Annotated in this window: 17 protein-coding genes, 2 pseudogenes and 3 riboswitches; of the genes and pseudogenes, 3 read left to right on the top strand and 16 right to left on the bottom strand. The window is 32.4% G+C overall.

Features of this window, described 5'->3' with window-relative positions; all coding sequences use genetic code 11:
* Positions 1 to 95 precede the first annotated feature (95 nt).
* A riboswitch (TPP riboswitch) is annotated at positions 96 to 197 on the bottom strand.
* A 61-nt stretch (positions 198 to 258) separates the two neighbouring features.
* Entirely contained in the window at positions 259 to 1998 is a 1740-nt protein-coding gene (locus K5S59_RS24460) for a methyl-accepting chemotaxis protein (protein ID WP_000761089.1), read from the bottom strand.
* Between the two features lie 143 nt (positions 1999 to 2141).
* Positions 2142 to 2226: riboswitch (cyclic di-GMP riboswitch) on the bottom strand.
* A 284-nt stretch (positions 2227 to 2510) separates the two neighbouring features.
* On the opposite strand from K5S59_RS24460, the gene K5S59_RS24455 reads away from it, so the two are divergent.
* Positions 2511 to 3824, top strand: coding sequence for an anaerobic C4-dicarboxylate transporter family protein (locus tag K5S59_RS24455; protein WP_000498711.1), 1314 nt, complete (start codon positions 2511 to 2513; stop codon positions 3822 to 3824).
* 58 nt (positions 3825 to 3882) lie between these two features.
* Here the strand turns inward: K5S59_RS24455 and K5S59_RS24450 are convergent, their stop codons facing one another.
* From K5S59_RS24450 to thiM, 3 genes are all read right to left on the bottom strand, one after another.
* A complete protein-coding gene (locus K5S59_RS24450; protein ID WP_120449424.1) occupies positions 3883 to 4818 on the bottom strand; it encodes an alpha/beta hydrolase in 936 nt (311 codons plus the stop codon).
* Positions 4819 to 4897: 79 nt separating this feature from the next.
* Positions 4898 to 5557, bottom strand: a complete 660-nt coding sequence (thiE, locus tag K5S59_RS24445) for a thiamine phosphate synthase (protein ID WP_000086987.1) — start codon at positions 5555 to 5557, stop codon at positions 4898 to 4900.
* A 16-nt stretch (positions 5558 to 5573) separates the two neighbouring features.
* Complete coding sequence (thiM, locus tag K5S59_RS24440; RefSeq protein WP_001056089.1) at positions 5574 to 6380, bottom strand: hydroxyethylthiazole kinase; 807 nt, start codon at positions 6378 to 6380, stop codon at positions 5574 to 5576.
* Between the two features lie 72 nt (positions 6381 to 6452).
* Positions 6453 to 6562, bottom strand: a riboswitch (TPP riboswitch).
* A 228-nt stretch (positions 6563 to 6790) separates the two neighbouring features.
* Between thiM and K5S59_RS24435 the strand changes: the two are divergent.
* A pseudogene (locus K5S59_RS24435) lies at positions 6791 to 7105 on the top strand (toprim domain-containing protein); the annotation flags it as partial.
* Positions 7106 to 7477: 372 nt separating this feature from the next.
* Here the strand turns inward: K5S59_RS24435 and K5S59_RS24430 are convergent.
* From K5S59_RS24430 to K5S59_RS30305, 10 genes are all read right to left on the bottom strand, one after another.
* Complete coding sequence (locus K5S59_RS24430; protein WP_120449422.1) at positions 7478 to 8716, bottom strand: ABC transporter permease; 1239 nt, start codon at positions 8714 to 8716, stop codon at positions 7478 to 7480.
* The gene (locus K5S59_RS24425; RefSeq protein ID WP_063262183.1) at positions 8709 to 9608 is read right to left on the bottom strand and encodes an ABC transporter ATP-binding protein; all 900 of its coding nucleotides are present in this window, start codon (positions 9606 to 9608) and stop codon (positions 8709 to 8711) included. The genes K5S59_RS24430 and K5S59_RS24425 overlap by 8 nt, the downstream gene beginning before the upstream one ends.
* 32 nt (positions 9609 to 9640) lie before the next feature.
* Positions 9641 to 10357 (bottom strand): SDR family oxidoreductase, encoded by a 717-nt coding sequence (locus tag K5S59_RS24420; RefSeq protein ID WP_063262184.1) that lies wholly within the window; start codon positions 10355 to 10357, stop codon positions 9641 to 9643.
* Positions 10354 to 11283, bottom strand: a complete 930-nt coding sequence (locus K5S59_RS24415; protein ID WP_063262185.1) for a M50 family metallopeptidase — start codon at positions 11281 to 11283, stop codon at positions 10354 to 10356. The genes K5S59_RS24420 and K5S59_RS24415 overlap by 4 nt, the downstream gene beginning before the upstream one ends.
* The gene (locus K5S59_RS24410; protein ID WP_120449419.1) at positions 11280 to 12515 is read right to left on the bottom strand and encodes an aminotransferase class III-fold pyridoxal phosphate-dependent enzyme; all 1236 of its coding nucleotides are present in this window, start codon (positions 12513 to 12515) and stop codon (positions 11280 to 11282) included. Before K5S59_RS24410 ends, K5S59_RS24415 begins: the two co-directional genes overlap by 4 nt.
* Positions 12505 to 13200 (bottom strand): methyltransferase domain-containing protein, encoded by a 696-nt coding sequence (locus K5S59_RS24405; RefSeq protein WP_235608005.1) that lies wholly within the window; start codon positions 13198 to 13200, stop codon positions 12505 to 12507. Before K5S59_RS24405 ends, K5S59_RS24410 begins: the two co-directional genes overlap by 11 nt.
* Positions 13201 to 13246: 46 nt before the next feature.
* Positions 13247 to 14482, bottom strand: a complete 1236-nt coding sequence (locus K5S59_RS24400; RefSeq protein WP_120449417.1) for a hypothetical protein — start codon at positions 14480 to 14482, stop codon at positions 13247 to 13249.
* A 235-nt stretch (positions 14483 to 14717) separates the two neighbouring features.
* Positions 14718 to 14852, bottom strand: a complete 135-nt coding sequence (locus K5S59_RS30315; protein WP_257145089.1) for a hypothetical protein — start codon at positions 14850 to 14852, stop codon at positions 14718 to 14720.
* A 204-nt stretch (positions 14853 to 15056) separates the two neighbouring features.
* Positions 15057 to 15185: a hypothetical protein gene (locus K5S59_RS30310; protein WP_257150070.1), complete on the bottom strand. Its 129-nt coding sequence runs from the start codon at positions 15183 to 15185 to the stop codon at positions 15057 to 15059.
* 18 nt (positions 15186 to 15203) lie between these two features.
* Positions 15204 to 15332: a hypothetical protein gene (locus tag K5S59_RS30305; protein WP_257145086.1), complete on the bottom strand. Its 129-nt coding sequence runs from the start codon at positions 15330 to 15332 to the stop codon at positions 15204 to 15206.
* 463 nt (positions 15333 to 15795) lie between these two features.
* On the opposite strand from K5S59_RS30305, the gene K5S59_RS24395 reads away from it, so the two are divergent.
* Positions 15796 to 16116 (top strand): PadR family transcriptional regulator, encoded by a 321-nt coding sequence (locus tag K5S59_RS24395; RefSeq protein WP_063262218.1) that lies wholly within the window; start codon positions 15796 to 15798, stop codon positions 16114 to 16116.
* A gap of 69 nt (positions 16117 to 16185) precedes the next feature.
* On the opposite strand, the pseudogene K5S59_RS24390 reads toward K5S59_RS24395, so the two are convergent.
* Positions 16186 to 16592, bottom strand: a pseudogene (locus K5S59_RS24390) (DDE-type integrase/transposase/recombinase); the annotation flags it as partial.
* Positions 16593 to 16699: 107 nt separating this feature from the next.
* Entirely contained in the window at positions 16700 to 18889 is a 2190-nt protein-coding gene (gene topB, locus K5S59_RS24385; RefSeq protein WP_120449415.1) for a DNA topoisomerase III, read from the bottom strand.
* Positions 18890 to 19033 lie beyond the last annotated feature (144 nt).

Genomic DNA, 19033 nt, shown 5'->3' with positions numbered 1-19033 from the left:
AATCCCCCTTATAAAATGAAATATTAAAACAAGAAAAGGCTTTCCTACTGCGTAGGAAAGCCTTGTATGCAAGTTATTATAGAATAACATATGCTACATCACTTTAAGTAACTCCCTACGCTGGCATTATCCAGATCAGGTTGAGGGTCGATGTTTGTTTACATCCTCTCAGCCAATTGGCTCCCCGGTCCTTAATTCGTTTTCATTGTAGCATGATTTATTTTATTGAACAAACAAAAGCGCGTATAATCATTTCATTTAACTTTTGAATTCTCCTATTAACTCTTGTAACTCCTGCGAAAGCCAGCTTAAAGAACTAGCTAATTCCGCAATATCTTGTACAGACATTTCCTGTTCTTTCATACTTTCTTCAACATTACTACTACTATTCGCATACGTATTTGCGATAAGTGATAATTCATTTACAACCCGAACAATATTTTGGCTATTTTGCAATATATCACTTGAATTGGCAGAAACAACTCTAACCTGATTTGTAACAGATTGTGCTGATTTTGAAATCCCACCAAAGAAAGCACCACTACTTTCAACAAGTTTCATACCCGATTCTACTTCTTTTAAAGCATTTTTCATTGAAACAACAGCTTCTTCCGTACCAGCTCGTGTTTCCCCTATTAATTTTGCTATATCTTTTGCTGATGCTTCGGTCTGCTCTGCTAATTTACGCACTTCATCCGCAACAACGACAAATCCCTCACCAGTTTCCTCAACACGTGAAGATTTAATAAAAGCATTTAGAGCTAGCGAATTCGTTTGATTTGAAATACCGGTAATTACTGTTACAATATCACTAATTTCTTTTGATCTTGTTTCCAAAGAATAAATAATAGAAGATAAATCTTGTACTGCATTTTGTATTATGTTCATTTGATTAATCGTCTGTTCAATAATACCATTTCCTTTTACTGAATGATGCTTTGTACCTTCAGACTCTTTCGCCATTTGTTTTGCAGTATTCGTTATCTCTTCCATCCTATCTTCCATTTCATATATAATGTCTAAATACTTTGGTACTGCAGTTTCTTGTAGTTGAACGCCAGCCCTTAACTCAACTATAGAACTTACGATTCCTTGGACTGCCATGCTATTTTCTTTCGTACTCACTGACAATTCTTGTGAAGATGAGGAGACCTGTTCTGCTGTCTGCTTCACTTTATCTATAATTCCTTTAAACTTTTCGATGGTATTATTAAAATACGCATTAATAATACCAATATCATCTGGTCTTTCCTCTAATTTAATACTTAAATCACCTTCACCGACTTTACGTAATCCTTCACGTAAATCTCGCAATGGAGCAAGTGCGTTACGTACGATTAGGAATTGAATAACCGTTGCAATTAAAACAGAAATACAAATAAACATTAAACCTTGTATAATGAACTTTTCTTTTGTCATAGGAACAATAGAAGCATCTACATCAGCTGCAACAAGTGCCACAATGTTTCCTTCTCCATCTTTAATTGGCTCTAATATCGTTACCCATGATCCTAATGCGTCTTCATATACTACTGTCATGTTTGCTTTTTTTGTGCTCATTACTTTATCATATGCTTCCATCCAAAGATCTGGTTGTTTATAATATTCTCCCGGCCTTACTTCAACAACATTTGCTAAACCTGTAGACAAATCGATGATTTGTAGCTCACCTTTTTCATTTTTTTTCGCTCCAACAATATACGTTTGTCCAACACTATTCAGTTCTTCCGTTGATTCATCTAATTTCTCTGTTAACTTCTCTCTCTTTTCTCTTTCTGCCGCTGGGTCTTTTGCAACATCTCTCAATATTTCTGCATCTAATTTATGTAATACCGTATCTCCCGTTTCAAAAGAATGCCTTTCAAATATAGACATCATACTATTTTGAAACATGTTAAAACTTAACGCTCCCATAGTACCAACAAGCGTCAAAATAACTAACACAGTTAACAATACATTTTTTTGAAGAAATGATAGCTTATGCCAATATTTTTTCATTAACATCACCTTTCTTAATTAACTTAATTTAAAGTAAAACTATTAAAATATAAACCTTATTAATAAATGATAAAAGTTCTCATTTGTTTACAAATAAAAAAAAGACCAATGAAAAGAGCATTGGTCAAGACCAACCCTATCCGTCCGGTAACTGGCTAGCATAGCCTTTCGGCCTTAGCTCCTGTAGTTTTGCGTCCTAATGTTTCCATCAGTTTGCCTTTCTCGCTGAACGAGTTGAACGATATGGGAGTTCTATGAGAATTAAATTATTCTCTATCAAAGATTACAACATAAAAATTAAAATGTCTACCTATTTAAAGATGCAAATGTAAAGTTTCAATGTATTATTTTTTCGAAATAATTTAACAAAGTTCGTGAATGTTACATTTCTTGTGTTATATAATAAAAAATGTATATAACACAAGGATTATTTTGAGTATTTATTTTAATTTTTCAATCAAATTAAATTATTCAAATATATCTTAACTAATGAATTTCGGAGGTAGTTTATCATGTTTTGGCTACAATTTCTTACGTTACTACTCTGCATTTTTATTGGCGCACGCCTAGGCGGAGTTGGTCTAGGAGTAATGGGTGGCGTTGGTATGGCAATACTTGTTTTCGTCTTCCACTTACAACCTACAGCTCCTCCTATTGATGTAATGCTTATGATTTTAGCAGTAATTACAGCTGCCGGTGCACTGCAAGCCGCTGGAGGAATGGACTACCTTGTTCATCTGGCTGAAAAAGCATTGCGAAAAAACCCAAAGCGCATCACATTCTTTGCTCCAATTGTTACTTATTTATTTACACTGTGCGCAGGAACTGGTCACGTTGCTTATTCTGTACTTCCTGTTATCGCAGAAGTCTCTCGCGAATCTGGGATTAGACCAGAACGACCAATGTCAATTGCCGTAATCGCTTCCCAACAAGCAATTACAGCTAGCCCTATATCAGCTGCAACAGTTGCACTTTTAGCAATGCTAGCTGACTATAAAATCACCTTATTAGATATTTTAAAAGTAAGTATCCCTTCTACCTTCATCGCTTGTATGGTAGCTGCATTTGTTGCTAGCAAAATGGGGAAAGAATTAAATGAAGACCCTGAATACTTGAAACGTTTAAAAGAAGGAATGATTCCTAAAATTGAAGAGAAAAAAGAATTTGTTGGTTTAAAAGGCGCTAAACTATCCGTTATCCTTTTCTTGGTAGGAACTTTCCTTGTCGTACTTCTCGGTTCCTTTGAAGCACTTCGTCCAGGATGGATGGTCGACGGAAAGTTAGCTCGTCTTTCCATGCCAAACACAATTGAAATGGTTATGTTAACTATCGCAGCTCTTATTATTATTTTCTGCAAACCAAATGTAGAAAGCATCGTATCTGGTAACGTCTTTAAAGCGGGGGCAACAGCAGTTGTTGCTATTTTCGGTATCGCTTGGATGGGAGATACTTTCTTTAACGGAAACTTAAATATGATTCAAGGATCAATTCAGCACCTAGTAACAAGTGCACCATGGCTATTTGCCATCGCATTATTCATTCTATCTATTTTACTATATAGCCAAGCCGCAACAGTACGTGCTTTAATGCCTCTTGGATTATCACTCGGTATTCCACCAGCACTACTAATCGCTATGTTCCCTGCAGTAAATGGATATTTCTTCATTCCAAACTATGGAACAATCGTTGCTGCCATTAACTTTGATCGCACTGGTACAACTGGCATTGGTAAATATGTTTTAAATCATAGCTTTATGATTCCAGGCCTAATCGCAACATTCACTTCTATCGGAATTGGAATGCTCTTAATTTCAATTATGTTTTAAAGAAAAAGCACAAACCTACAATCTTAAAGGGTTTGTGCTTTTTTAATCAAACGTTTGTTTAAATATTTTTAACTGTCCATTCTTCCATTATGTTTTTTAATATTTGTTTAAAGTCCTCTGGGAAAAGATGACCTAAACCTTCTCTCACAATTAATTTACAGTTCACATTATATTCCTCGAACATTGATATTAATTGAAGTGTGTTTTCGTAAAATAGATCTTTGTCTCCCGTAACAATATATCCTTCTACATTCGTTATATCATTTGATGCAACTATACTTTCAATTGCCTTAACATCTCGAATAGCAGGTATAACTGCAACAAATTTTTGAGTCGCTAGCATATTCTTTAACGCTAACTCTATCGCTATATTTCCCCCTTGAGAAGCTCCCGCAAGAATGGTGTCTTCCAAGTCATATTTATCTATAAAATCATTAAAAGTTTTCATAATATCTTTTATAGCTATATCATGATTATCCCAGCTATAAGAATTCATTCCGTATATTTGTGAGGACTGAGAAAAACCTAATATATACTCCCGTAGTACTTCTTCCCCACACCAATATGGTGCAAAATCATTTATATTTGATCCTCTCCAATGTAAAGAAAATAACCCTATCTTCGCCTCTTTATTTCCATAAGTAAATAATTTCGGTTCGGCTGTTAGCTGCTGTTTCTTAAAGATTTCTTCACACTTTTTCACTATTATTTTAAAAGCTGCATTCTCTCGTAATCCCTTTAAATCTTCATCCTGCATAAGTGTATGTGGATTCCACCAAATCCCCTTTTCTAAAGCTTCGTTTAAACTAACAATTACTTCCTCATACTTACCTTCTGCCGAAAGTGCACACGCTTCCCAAAAACTAGTTTTTTCTATTCTTTCAGGAAACTCCCTTTTTGCTTTATCTATGCATCTATAAATCGCTTCGAATTCCCTTTTTTCGAATAAATGAAACAACTCATTTTGCAACTCTACAAACTGTTTCCTTTTCAAACAATCCTCCCCCTTTTTCTAACTACCGATATCAAAAAATAAAAAGCTATGTAGCGTTTTAATACTACATAGCCTTCTTCTACAAACTCTTACTTACTTCCTCTACTAGCTTCTTCGTACTTTCATAAGCAGATTCCGCTAAACTAATCGCAGAAATAATGGAAACACCGTCCGCACCTGCTTCTATAACTGAAGCTGTATTTTCAATTGTAATACCACCAATCCCAACGATCGGTATTGTAATTCCTTGTTCTCTAAAATGAGCTAAACCTTTCGTTCCTTGAACTGCTTTCGTATCTTTTTTCGTACTCGTTGGGAAAATAGGGCCAACACCTAAATAATCAGCTCCGTTTTCAATTGCCCAGTTTGCTTCTTCAATTGTATGTGTAGATACACCAACAATTTTATCTCCCATTTTTTCACGAACAGAGGTAATCCCTTCATCATCTTGTCCAACATGCACGCCATCTGCATCTAACTCGAGAGCTAATTCCACATCATCATTTACGATGAATGGGACACCGTACTCCTTACAAATTGCTTGTAGTTCTTTTGCGAAATAAATGCGTTTCTCTCCCGTTAAAGCGTCTTCCCCCTTTTCACGAAATTGAAAAATTGTTATACCACCTTCAAGTGCATCTCTCAATACTTGCAGTGGATCCTTCGTACAATTGTTACTTCCCATAATAAAATATACTGATAATAACCTAGACATTTCTGCCTTTGAAATACGCGACATTTATTTTCCCTCCTTACTATATAACCTCAATCTTCCCATACTTCTCTATATCACCCGAAGTCGTATTCGCTAACTGATTTAAAAATTCAATTTGGAAACTACCAGGTCCCTTTTCCACTGTCTTAGCAGCTGCCAGTTCTGCAGCTACGCCATAAAACGTTAATGCCGCTACCGCTGCCTTTACATAATCTTTTTCTACCGCTACAAATGCTCCTATTACAGAAGTTAGTAAACAACCAGTACCCGTAACTTTCGTTAAAATAGGATGGCCATTTTGAATAACAATAGTTCGCTGCCCATCTGTAACAACATCCTCTTCTCCAGTAATTACCGCAACTGTATTCAATTCATCCGCTGCCTGCTTTGCAATACTTACGACATTACCATTTCCAGCACCAGCGTCTACCCCTTTAATTTCCCATCTCTCATTAATAACGTTCGCTATTTCAGCTGCATTTCCACGGATAATCCCTAACTCGATTTCAGCCGGAATATGTCTCGCAACTTCTGTTCGATACGATGTTGCTCCTGCACCAACTGGATCAAACAGTACCGGTACATCATTCGTATTAGCCGACTTACCAGCAAGTAACATCGCTTCTACCTCGTCAGGACGAAGTGTTCCCATATTTAATACTAACGCTCCAGCAATGCTAGCCATTTCTGCTACTTCTTCTTTTGCATACGCCATGACAGGCGATGCTCCTAGCGCTAACAAACCGTTAGCTGTAAAATTTGTTACAACAACATTTGTAATATTATGAACGAGCGGATTAGACTCTCTCACCAAATCCACTACTTTACTAATTTCTTTCATATTCATCCTTCTCATCTCCTAACTATAGTGATGGGAGATACACAAAAAGGCACTTTGCGCGTACGCAAAGTGCCTGAACATGTGCTTTTACACTCTCCCTACGCTGGCATTATCCAACAGGTTCAAATGGTCAATGACGGATTAGTCATACTCTCAGTTTGCATCCACAAACTCCCATGTGTTTAGTATTCTTCTACTTCAAAGTCTACTCTTATTCTAATAAAATAACAAGTTCTTTCCTTTTATAGAATGATAGAGATCATAACTCTTCTGGTTCAACCATTCTTCCCCTTTATATAGGTAAAACTCTCACACTTATATTTCATCACAAATAACTCAAACCGTCAGCAAGACTGAATAGAACAAAGATGTATGCTATATTTAACGTATGGAAATTTGAAAGGATGTTTTTAAATATGGCAAAAAGTATTGTAATTGCTGAAAAACCTTCTGTTGCACGTGATATCGCACGTGTACTGAAATGTGATAAAAAAGGGAACGGCTATCTTGAAGGTAGTAAATATATTGTAACTTGGGCTTTAGGTCACCTTGTTACGTTAGCAGATCCAGAAAGCTATGATGTGAAATATAAACAATGGAATTTAGAAGATTTACCTATGCTACCTGAGCGTTTGAAATTAACGGTTATTAAACAAACTGGGAAACAATTTAATGCTGTAAAAAGTCAGCTACTTAGAAAAGATGTAAATGAAATTATTGTAGCAACAGACATAGATTTATCTCTATAAAATATAATTGCACATTAATCCTAAAACACCTTTCATCCTTAATTTAACTGTGGTATCTAATACTTTTATAATTGTACATAAAAAGAAGCACATAATTTATCTTTAAATTATGTGCCTCTTATTTATTTAATGTAATAAAAGTATTAGATACACTCTTCAAAAATTCTTCTAGTACGAGGTTAAACATTAATGATTTTAACCGTATCGCTTTAATTTCAGAACTAAAAGTGTGCTCACCCAAAATAGACAGATCTGCCAAGCTAAAAGAATCTGAAAATGAAAATGAGTATTCAGATGAATTAATCAAGTTGACTACCTAGCTAACAATTCTCAATACACCATATGGGACTACAATTACTTTCCTAACTTGATTGCTTTTTTTATATTACTGAATGCACCTTTACCATATAATAGTACCCCCCCGCGGTAAACACGGCTCGTTAAACCTATCATTATAAATATTGTTGCTAATAGAATAACTAATGCAAGAGCAATTTCCCATACTGGGATATTCAAGAATCCAATTCGTACGAGCATAACAATAGGAGTGAAGAATGGTATATAACTAGTAATGGTAATAAAAGAGCTGCTTGGATTTGAAACCCCATAAAGTGCGATATACAAAGCAGCAAGTAACATGATTGTCAGCGGCATAACAGCTTGAGAAGCTTCCTCTATACGGCTAATAATGGAGCCGAATAGACAAGATAATGAGCCATATAATAAAAATCCTAAAGTGAAGAATATAATCCCATACACCACTAAGGTAGGAGCGAATGAATATAAATCAATTCCATTTAAAATATCATTCTTCGATCCATTAATTGCTGTTTTATAGCCTACAGTTGCGACAAAGCCCCAAATTATTATTTGAGTAATCCCAGCTAATAATGTTGAAAAGAGCTTTGCAAATAAATGTTTTGTAGGCGATATACTTGAAACAACTAACTCCATTACACGCGAAGATTTCTCAGTTGCAACATCTGTAGCTAGTTGTGCAGCATACATTAGTATCATTAAATAATTAAGGAAAATAAATACATTAATTAAAATTGCTACACTTTCTTTATGTTCTCCATCTTTAATCTTATCTGAAACTGTTTTGGTCTGTATTTCTACTGGCGTAGTTAGTACCTTTAAATCGCTTTGCGAAAGATTCAATTGCTGAGCGAAATTTGAAGATTGTATTTGAGATAAAATAGTTTGAACCTTTGTAACATCTTCCTGATTTACATCTGTCTCAGCTATATACGTAGCATTCAGCTGTTTATTATCCAATTCCTCTATAACTATTGCATATGTATATTCACCGTTTTTAACGCCCGATTCTGCCTTTTGTTTATCCGTACTGTGCTTTACATGTAATTTACTATCGACATTTTTAAATACTTGATGAATTGTTGTATATAATTCTTCTTTTTCTGTAACAACAACAACGTTTTCTTCCCCATTCCCCACAAAAAAGTCATAAATCTTGTCAACATTCATCAATCCTATAATTAACATAGAAATTATTATTGTAATAGCAATAAATGATTTTGATTTCACCTTAGATTTATAGTTTTGTAAAAAAATTGTCCAGAAACTACTCATATTGTGCACCTACTTTCGCAATAAAGATATCATTTAGTGTAGGCTCTTCTACTGCAAACTTTTTAACATACCCTAACTTCGTTATTTCTTTAAATAAAACATGTGAAACTTCTTCATACGAAATTTTAAGAGTAACCGCATTCTTACGTTTCTTAATACTTTCTACACCTTTTATTTCTTTCAAATGGTCAAAGTCATGATCGCCAACGATTACAACATTCTTTTTACCAAAATCACTTTTAATTTTAGCAATGTCACCCTGAACAACAGGTACTCCTTTATGCATGATACAAATGTGTTGGCATAACTCTTCCACATGTTCCATACGATGCGAACTAAAAAGAATTGACGAACCTTGTTTTTGCATATCAAGAACAGCTTCTTTTAACATTTCAACATTTACTGGATCTAAACCGCTAAATGGCTCATCTAAAATCAAAAGTTCAGGCTTATGTATAATCGCTGTTATTAACTGGATTTTCTGTTGATTACCTTTTGAAAGTTCTCCTACTTTTTTGTTCAAATACTCTGATATATTAAAACGCTCCAGCCAATATAGAAGCTCCTTTTCTGCATCTTTACTTTTCATGTTCTTTAGTTTTGCAAAAAAGTTAACTTGTTCTTTGACAGTCATTTTCGCATAAAGACCACGTTCTTCTGGTAAATAGCCAATCTTATCAGTAACATCATAATTTATAGGTTTACCATTCCATGAAATAGATCCGCTTGATTTTGATAATAGTCCAAGTATCATTCGAAATGTAGTAGTTTTACCAGCTCCATTCCCACCCAGGAATCCAAATATTTCACCCTTCGGTATCTCGATATTCAAATTATTTACCGCGACATGATCATCAAATTTCTTTGTTAAATCTTTAATTATTAAAGTCATTATCCACACCCTTAATCCCCAAAATGATTTTTTTATACAATTGTATATCCATAGTCAACCACAATATTTTGTCCCCTAATTGCATCGCTCTTATCAGACATTAAAAATAAAATGACATTTGTAACATCGGAAATTTCAACAAATTTTCTATACGGTATCTTTTTTAATAACTTATCCCCTTCAAAAGATTTCAATAAATTTTCGTTACTATCGTTTATAATATAGGAAGGTGACACACAATTAACTTTAATATCTCTCTTTTTATCCTTCAAAAAATCAATACTTAAATTTTTAGTTAAGTGAATTAGAGCCGCTTTCGATGCCCCATATGCAATTCTATCCTCATGTGCCACTATACCATTTTGTGAGGCTACACTAATTATTGAGACACGTTGTGAAAATGAACTGTATAAGGATTTGAGTAAAAAAACAAAACACTTGATATTTAAATCAAATGTTTTATCCCACTCTGCATTTGTCACATTATAAAAATTAGATAAAGTATTAAGCCCTATCAAGTTGATAATACAATCTATAGTTATATTATTCTCTTCTAAGTAATTGGATAAAAATCTAATATCTTCTTCTTGATTAACATCTAATTTAAAATAGAATTTATTAGTATCTTTCATTCTTTTTTCTTTATAAGTTTTATCGATACAGTATATATTTTTTGTATCTTCAATTTCTAATTGTAAATCTTTACCGATAAATCCATTAGCACCTAGTATCAGTATATTACCACTCAATTTATTCCTCTCCTTACAATATCGAATACCCAATATACACCACTCGAAATAACTGCTGTTATGAGAATAAAATTTACTAGCCCTAACAGTAACTCAGAAGACTTTATCTTTTGTCTATTTAATATAAATTTTTTGAAGTTTTTCATATAATCTTCTGAACCTATAATTAGATTTATAACCCAATAACCATCTAATTTTAAAAACGGCATCATATTAATAAAAATAATTATACAATTTATTAAATATACATATAATATTACATCGGATTTTGAAAGGAAATACACTATGGCTAATAAGCTTCCTAAAAGCATTTGGCCAACAATACCTGATAACATTATAGATATTTTCTGTTTTCTTTCAAGCGTTCTCATATAGTTAACATTTGTGAAAAATAACAATAAAAAGAAATATCTAATTATTATTCCAAAACGCATATTATTAGAATTTATATACTTTCTATAGGTATAATAATGAGAAAATTCATGAAACGAAATTATAAATAGCTGAGCTATGTATATATACAATAAATAATACACATTAAAGTTCATTGAGTTGCTATTGTAAAATGAATAAGCCTCCTTAATAACAAAAGGAAAAGTCGTTCCAAAAATTATAAGTAAACATAGGAATAAGTATTTAAAAAATTTAATGTTTTCTATTTTATATAATGTCTCAAACCTCTTTGTGCTTACACTTAAAGTTAGTAACTTGAAATTTAAAAGGTTATATTTTTTATTACCAAATAAAAATCTTTCTAACCCTTCAACTTTTTCACTTGTTTCGATATTATAACTTTTAAGATACTCTAATGTATTCTGATCTGCTTGTAACATTCTTTCATTTTTAGGGTTATATATATAAACATAATCTTCTATGTAGTATTCAAGGTTTACATTGCAAACATTTAAATTATGTACCTCTTTCAAACTAATACCCTCTTTGCAATTATTTTCATAGCTTTTGACAATACATTAGTATTTATTAAAAGCGTAGGAAATAATGTAATACCATTATCATCTTCGTTATTCATATAATGATATACTAAGATACCTAACTCTTTTAACTTGTTAACTAATTCTATAGTTTTGATTTGATCATTTATAGGGATAGAAAACATTCCTCCAATACCCGTATAAGTGATATTTTGCTTACTTAGAGTATTTGATACAATATTATCTATTTCTTGTACATTACTAATAATGAATTGTTCATTTTCTAGAATATAGTCTAATGTCATTTTCGCTGATAAAACTCCTAGCAAATTACCATTTTGAGTAGAGAAGTGCTCTATATGTTTATTTTTGAGCGCGTCTTCTATTTCTTTTGAAATTATTACTGCCCCAAAAGGAAGAATTCCATTGTTTATAGATTTACTTAAAATTAAAATATCAGGATGCACTCCTAATTCTTTAAAGAAAAAACGATTACCTGTTCTATAAAAACCTGTTGCAACCTCATCGAAAACCAGTAATATATCGAATTTTTTTAATGTTCTATATAATTCGATAATAAATTTTTTATTAAAAATAAAAACCCCACCTGAACCAATAATGGGCTCAAATAAAAAGGCTGATATATTTTGATGATTTTCTTCTATAAAATTCAGCACATTTTCTTCATCATCCTGATTTTCAGGTGTTTTAATACTCCAAAACCCTTCTAATTTAGGTTTGTATTCTTCAGTAATCTGATCATCTAATCCACTAGCTGATATACCCGCAAAAAATGTTCCATGATAACTTTTATCATAAGTAACTATTTTTTTGTCATTCATGTTTAAATGCCTTACAATTTTTGTAACCAATTCTGTTCCTTCCGAACCACTATTAGTAAAAAAGACTTTATTATATACAAAATCTTTTTCATTAATAAAATTTAACAAAGCATCACTATAATCACTGTAAATATGATGGTTGTAAGCATGGATATCTAAAAAAGGCAATGATTTTTGTAAATACGAATCAAATTGAGATGATACTCTTTGATATAACTCTTTATTATATCCTAATGAGACATTCCATAGACCACTTCTTAAGTCTAAATATTTTTTTCCATTAGTATCAAATAAATAACTATCTTTAGCTTCCTCAAGTTCGATATTATAAAAGGTGGTTTGAGTAATACTTCCCATTGGAACAACATAAGTATTATTTTTCATTATTTTTCAGCTCCAAAAAATACAACATTTTCCCATTGTATAATAACTTTAATTTATAATTTAGTTCTCGGGAAACTTCCTTAAAGAATTCCATGGTATGTAAAAACTTTACTGAATACCCTACCTTTTTCACACCATTTCCCTCCATGTAAATATTCAAAACATACTTATTATCTATAATGGAATTACTTATAAAAAACATACTATCATCTGTTTTATAATTCAAAACTTCTCCATAATTATCTTTGATATAATTATGATTAAGAAAATCAAATATTATCTCCCCATGATTATCCAAAATACCTTTAGCCTTTATTAAAAAGCTTTTAAACTGTTCTTCTGAAAATAAAGATACAGTTGTAGCTGGTATAATAATTTTTGTGAAATTATTTTTATTAATAGTTTCTAGATCCTCAATGCCAATAGTAAAAATTTTCTCTCTATATTTAGGGTCTATATATTTTATCATTTCCAATTGTGGTTCAACACCATAAATATTGAAACCTTCTCTAGATAAAACATTAAATACCCTTCCGTTACCAGATCCTATTTCCAGTACTACATCCCGTTTAGTTATTTTTTCTCTATAAAAATCTAAATCATTTATTTCAAATTTATCACCTACCGAAAGGTTATAAAATTCAGCAAAATGTGAATCTGAATAAATGTTATCTGAAATTTCCACGTTCCCCTTCTGTATTTTCTTCAAAAAGGGACCAAATATATACTTACTATGCATTTTCCACCAATCCCTTATATTCATTCAAAATCTCATCATATTGTTCATTAAAACGTTCCTTTAGAAAATTATGATTATTTTTTTGATCCGCTTCTAAAATTTCAAGGAACGTTGCGTTTGTTTCAAAAATTTTATTTGTCTGGATATTATAAACAAAAGAACCTTTATTGTTTTTAATACCAATTAGCTTAAATTCAACAATTGTATCTATTAATGGATCCAATGTATTCTTTGTATATGGTGTAATAAAGGTGGTTTCATCCCCCTTAAATGATGATGATAGATTGAATATCAATGGAAATATACTCTTAATTACAGAATCATACTTATCTTGTTCTCCATTATTCGTCTGATATTTTGACAAAATATCAAAATAACTTAAATTAATATTTCTTGAAACTAGATTCTCTTTCATATAATCATTGAAAATTCCATCCGAAAAGAAAAATAATCTATTATTTGTAATAGTTTCTGTCAAACTTGCATAATCAAAAATTGCTTTTTTACTTTGCATATTCTCGACTACACTCGTTTGTTTAAACTTGCTTATTAAGGTATCGAACTCATCTTTATCTACAGAAATTAAATCCTCTTTTTGAAAATTTGTTAATGTATTGTTAAAAAGAATAATATTAGGTACTTGTTTCAAGGAATCCGCTTCAAATTCAACTTCCTCACTTGATTGATCTATAAAAACCGAGCTGTTAATTGCCATATTATAGTAAACTTCCGCGTTAATACTTTTAATATTTTTGCTATTATCCATGTATAGATGTTTTAATAAATTTTTATTTATAGTATGCGGGTATACCCCTGAGAACAATGACATTAACCCATTTCTTAAATATAGTAAATGAGTCATCTTCATCTTTTCTTGATCTATTTGGAATTTTCCTTTTAAAGGCTGTAATACATCTAGCAACTCTAAATTACCATGTTTCATTTCTAAATTATCATTTACTATATAAAATTCAGTTCCTTCTACTTCCTTTTCTAAAAATCCCACTAACTTATATATTCTTTCCAAGCTACCACTGACGATAAATATATATTTTTGATACTCTTGAAAATCTAGATAGTCAACAAAATCAATAAATGTGTTATTATCAAAATCAAATTTATCAAAATGTATATCGATAGATGCATTAGAAAGTAACTCTTTTGAGTTACTTTCTAATGCATTTTTAAATAAACCTTGCTCCTCAATTACACAAGAAATTCCAATCATAAGTTTGTCCCCCTGATTTTTCTAGTTGATACCTCTGAAGTTTTTTATCTTACAATCTATTTAATTTAATTATTACGTTTCTGTAGTACATTACTTACTAAAATCCCAGAGCCTATAGTCATTAACGTTCCTAAAAGAATATTAATGTATAAATTAGTACTATTAATAATAGCAACCAATCCTAACACTATTAATGCAGGGATTATAATATATATATACTGATTATGGATATTAATCATGTAAGTATTACTCCAGCTACTGTAGCTCCTGCACCCACAACACCTGCTCCAATGCCCACTCCAGTCCAGAAGTCCGTACCATGTGAATTTAATTCCTCTAATTCAATTTCTTTAAAGAATAATTTCTTCATACTTTTTCGCCTCCTTATTTGAATTTTTTATTTTTTTACTGCTGTGATCATGTAATTACAAGTAATCCACCGGCAAGACCTGCTCCAATAGCTGCTCCAGTAGCTACTCCCTCCCAGAACGAATTTAACTCTTCTAATTCAACTTCTTTAAAATATAATTTCTTCATTCTTTTCACCTCCTTACAAAATGAAATATACACATAATCAGGTTACGATAATAAGTACCCCAACGCCTGCTGCTGCTCCTACCCCAGCCATAGCTGCTGTTTGAGCCCATAATGGTGTCGAGTTCAGTTCTTCTAATTGAATTTCTTTAAAGTATAATTTTTTCATAATTACATTAATCATTCCTTATGTTAATATAGCAATGCCAACACCGATTCCTACAGAGGCACCTGCACCTGCAACTACTCCAGCGCCCATGCACCAGCCGCAATTTAATTCTTCAGTTTCAATTTCTAAGAATTTTAGACATAACATTATTCGTTCATCTCCTTTCATTTATCCTTCAGAGGCATCAACTAAAAATCATTTATTAAATTATATATATAAACAAAATAAATGATTCAATATATGATTTTTAATTATTATTTTCCACCCATCATCTGGGAGAAAAAATAAATAAATACCATATATAACAATTTAAGGATAACACAAAATTGCGAATAACGAATATGCAATAATGCATATTCATTTAGTAACTAGTAATCAAAAAAAATTTAGTGGTAATATAAAGATTCAAACCTGTCCTTTAATACTAAAACTATCTATGCCCAAAATTAACGGCATGAGCACCACCTTTATTTAGAGTGCACTTTCAAAACAGATTAATTGAACGTGCCTCAATTTTTTCTTCCAATGTATATATTAAAAATAACATTGGTTGCTTTTATTGGAAAAACGCCTTAAAATATCGATTAACGATATATCGGAGGTGGCTATAATAAATAATGCAGCAGGGCAATACATCCCATTAACAGAAGCAAAATACTATATTTTATTATCATTACTAAAACCCCTACATGGTTATGGAATTATGCAAGCGGTAGAAACTCTTACACATGGAGAAGTCAAACTTGGACCTGGTACATTGTATGGGAATACAAAAAAGTTATTGAATGAAAAGCTAATTGTTGAGGTAGCATCCATGGATAGGAAGAAATATTACGTACTAACCTCCTTAGGTAAAGAAGTTTTAGAACTTGAATTTAAACGATTACAACGCACTGTTCAAAATGGCCTGAGTATTTTTAATAAAGAATAGTAAGTAATTCTAGTTCTATTGCTAAAATAAAAGAGCATAAAGCGCATATATTCCTAACGGAATTGTAGCTTATGCTGCAAATCCAAACAATTGCTGAATGAATTCTTTCTGATTTTGGACAGACTGGTCCCGTAAATCAAGCTGTTCTTTTTGACTCCTACTCCAGAAAGAATGGATGTAGCTGTATCAAAACATTTGAACCCTAGCATAGAACAAGATCATCGCTTCTTTATAAGGCGATGATCTTGTTCTACTATGTTATTCAAGTACTTTTGTTGTCTAAATTGCATACCATCAGGTATGCTTTTTTCTTTTTTTAACTGTTCAATTGCTACAGGATAAGCCGGGTTCTTATCGACTGTTATAACACATGGCTTTGGAACATAAAAAGACCGCAAAGCTTTCTTGAAAAAGCACTTTGCAGCCTTCTGGTCTCTTGTTTTGTTTAGGAAAAAATCAATTATGTTTCCTTTCGAAGCTTCTAAACAAGAACTAAACTTTAAAATAAAAGTACATCGGTTTCTTTTAAAGTTTAAAACAATTTATCTTTTGACAATCCGTTGATATTCATTAAGAATCCACTTTAATTAAACTTCAATCCTTTTAATGCTTCTGCGAACGGGTTATTTAATGGCTCTTCTTCTTTTTTCTGATGTTTCATATATTTTTGAACATCGCGTTTATCAGCCTTGTTTCCAGATTCTTTTTTACGTCTTTCTTGGAATGTAGATAATTTCTCACGATGGCCACATTTACATGCGAAAATTTGGCCATCGCCTTCACCGCGTAATTCTAGTTTCTTCTTACATTGCGGGCAACGAGCATTTGTTGTACGAGATACATTTTTACGATGACCACATTCACGGTCTTGGCAAACGAGCATTTTACCTTTTTTGCCGTTTACTTCTAACATCGGTTTACCGCAGTCTGGACAAGACTTCGTTGAAATGTTGTCATGTTTATATTTTTTATCACTCGATTTAATTTCAGCAACAATTTCTTTCGTATAGTTCTTCATTTCTGAAATGAATACTTCTTTCTTTAATTTTCCTTTAGCGATAGCTTCTAACTTTTGCTCCCATTCACCAGTTAGTGTAGGAGATTTCAGTTCTTCTGGCACTAAATCAAGTAACTGACGGCCTTTTGAAGTAATATGAATATCTTTACCACGTTTTTCAAGTAAGAACGAATTGAATAACTTGTCGATAATATCAGCTCTTGTAGCTACAGTACCTAATCCACCAGTTGATTTTAACGTGTCAGCAAGTTGTTTATTTTGAGTATCCATATATTTTGTAGGATTCTCCATTGCTGAAAGTAAAGTTGCTTCATTAAAGCGTGCAGGTGCTTTCGTTTGACCTGATGTTTGCATAATTAACTTTACAGTTAATGTATCGCCCTTTTCGATGTGGGGTAGAAGCTGCTCTTTTACGTCATCAGTTACATCATCGTCTTCAAATCGATTTTCGTATACTTCCTTCCAACCAGCATGTAAAATCGTTTTTCCACGTGCAATGAACGTTTCATTACCAACTTTGGTACGTAATGTTAGTTGCTCGTATTCGAATGCTGGGAATAAAACAGCTAAGAAACGTTTTACAACTAAATCATAAATTTTGCGTTCTTTATCTGTGAATGCTGAGAAGTTAACGTATCCTTCTGTTGGAATAATCGCATGATGATCACTGACTTTACTATCATCAACAAATGATTTATTAGTCTTGATAGGCTTTTGTAATACTTTATGTGCGAAGGGACGGTACTCTCCAACGCCACATGCTTTTAAACGTTCTGGAAGTGTTCCAACGATATCAGATGAAATGTAGCGTGAATCTGTACGAGGATACGTTAGCACTTTATGTTGTTCATATAACTTCTGCATAATGTTTAATGTTTCTTTCGCAGAGTAACCGAACTTTTTATTTGCATCACGTTGCAATTCTGTTAAATCGTAAAGACCAGGAGAGAATGACTTCTTCTGTTTCTTATCAATTTCCACAACGGTAGCATTTTGTTTATCTAAATTTTTTACAATACCATCAATTTTTTCTTTATTAAAACTACGGCTATTGCCATTTGCATCTTGCCAAGTTAGTTTTAACCTATCGGTTGTTTGAGCTTCGATACCGTAGTATGTTTGAGCTTTAAAATTTTTAATTTCCTCCTCACGACTAGCAATCATAGCGACAGTTGGAGTTTGTACACGCCCACAGTTTAATTGAGCATTGAATTTTGTTGTTAGTGCACGAGTGGCATTTAAACCGATGTACCAATCTGCTTCTGAACGTGCAACTGCTGAAGCGTATAAATTTTCATAAGCTTTACCTGGTTTCAAATTATTAAAACCATCTTTAATTGCTTTGTCTGTTACAGAAGAAATCCATAAACGCTTAATTGGTTTATTTACTTTTGCTTTTTCAATTATCCAACGTGCGACTAATTCGCCCTCTCTTCCTGCATCGGTAGCCACAATTACCTCATTAACATCATTTCGAGTAAGTTGATGTTTCACAGCATTAAACTGTTTTCCCGTTTGCTTTATAACAACTAATTTCATACGTTCTGGAAGCATTGGAAGATCTTCAAGATTCCATGTTTTATACTTATTATCATAAGCCTCAGGATCTGCAAGCGTCACTAAATGCCCAAGAGCCCAAGTCACGATGTATTTGTCACCTTCTAAAAATCCATTACCTTTTTTTGTACACTTTAATACTTTTGCTATATCACGTGCAACTGATGGTTTCTCAGCAATTACTACACTCTTTGCCATTTATTCAAACTCCTTTACTAACTATATACCGTTTAATATACCACAGTTTTCAAGAAGAACAGTAAGGGACACCTTATATATCAGCCATAATTGACATAACTCGTTTAAGAATCACCAAACAGAAGCATTAAAAAAATTAAAATT

The organism is Bacillus sp. BML-BC051, from assembly GCF_019656175.1.
In the GTDB taxonomy this organism is placed as follows: Bacteria; Bacillota; Bacilli; order Bacillales; family Bacillaceae_G; genus Bacillus_A; species Bacillus_A mobilis.
This window is presented reverse-complemented; position numbering and strand designations above follow the sequence as displayed.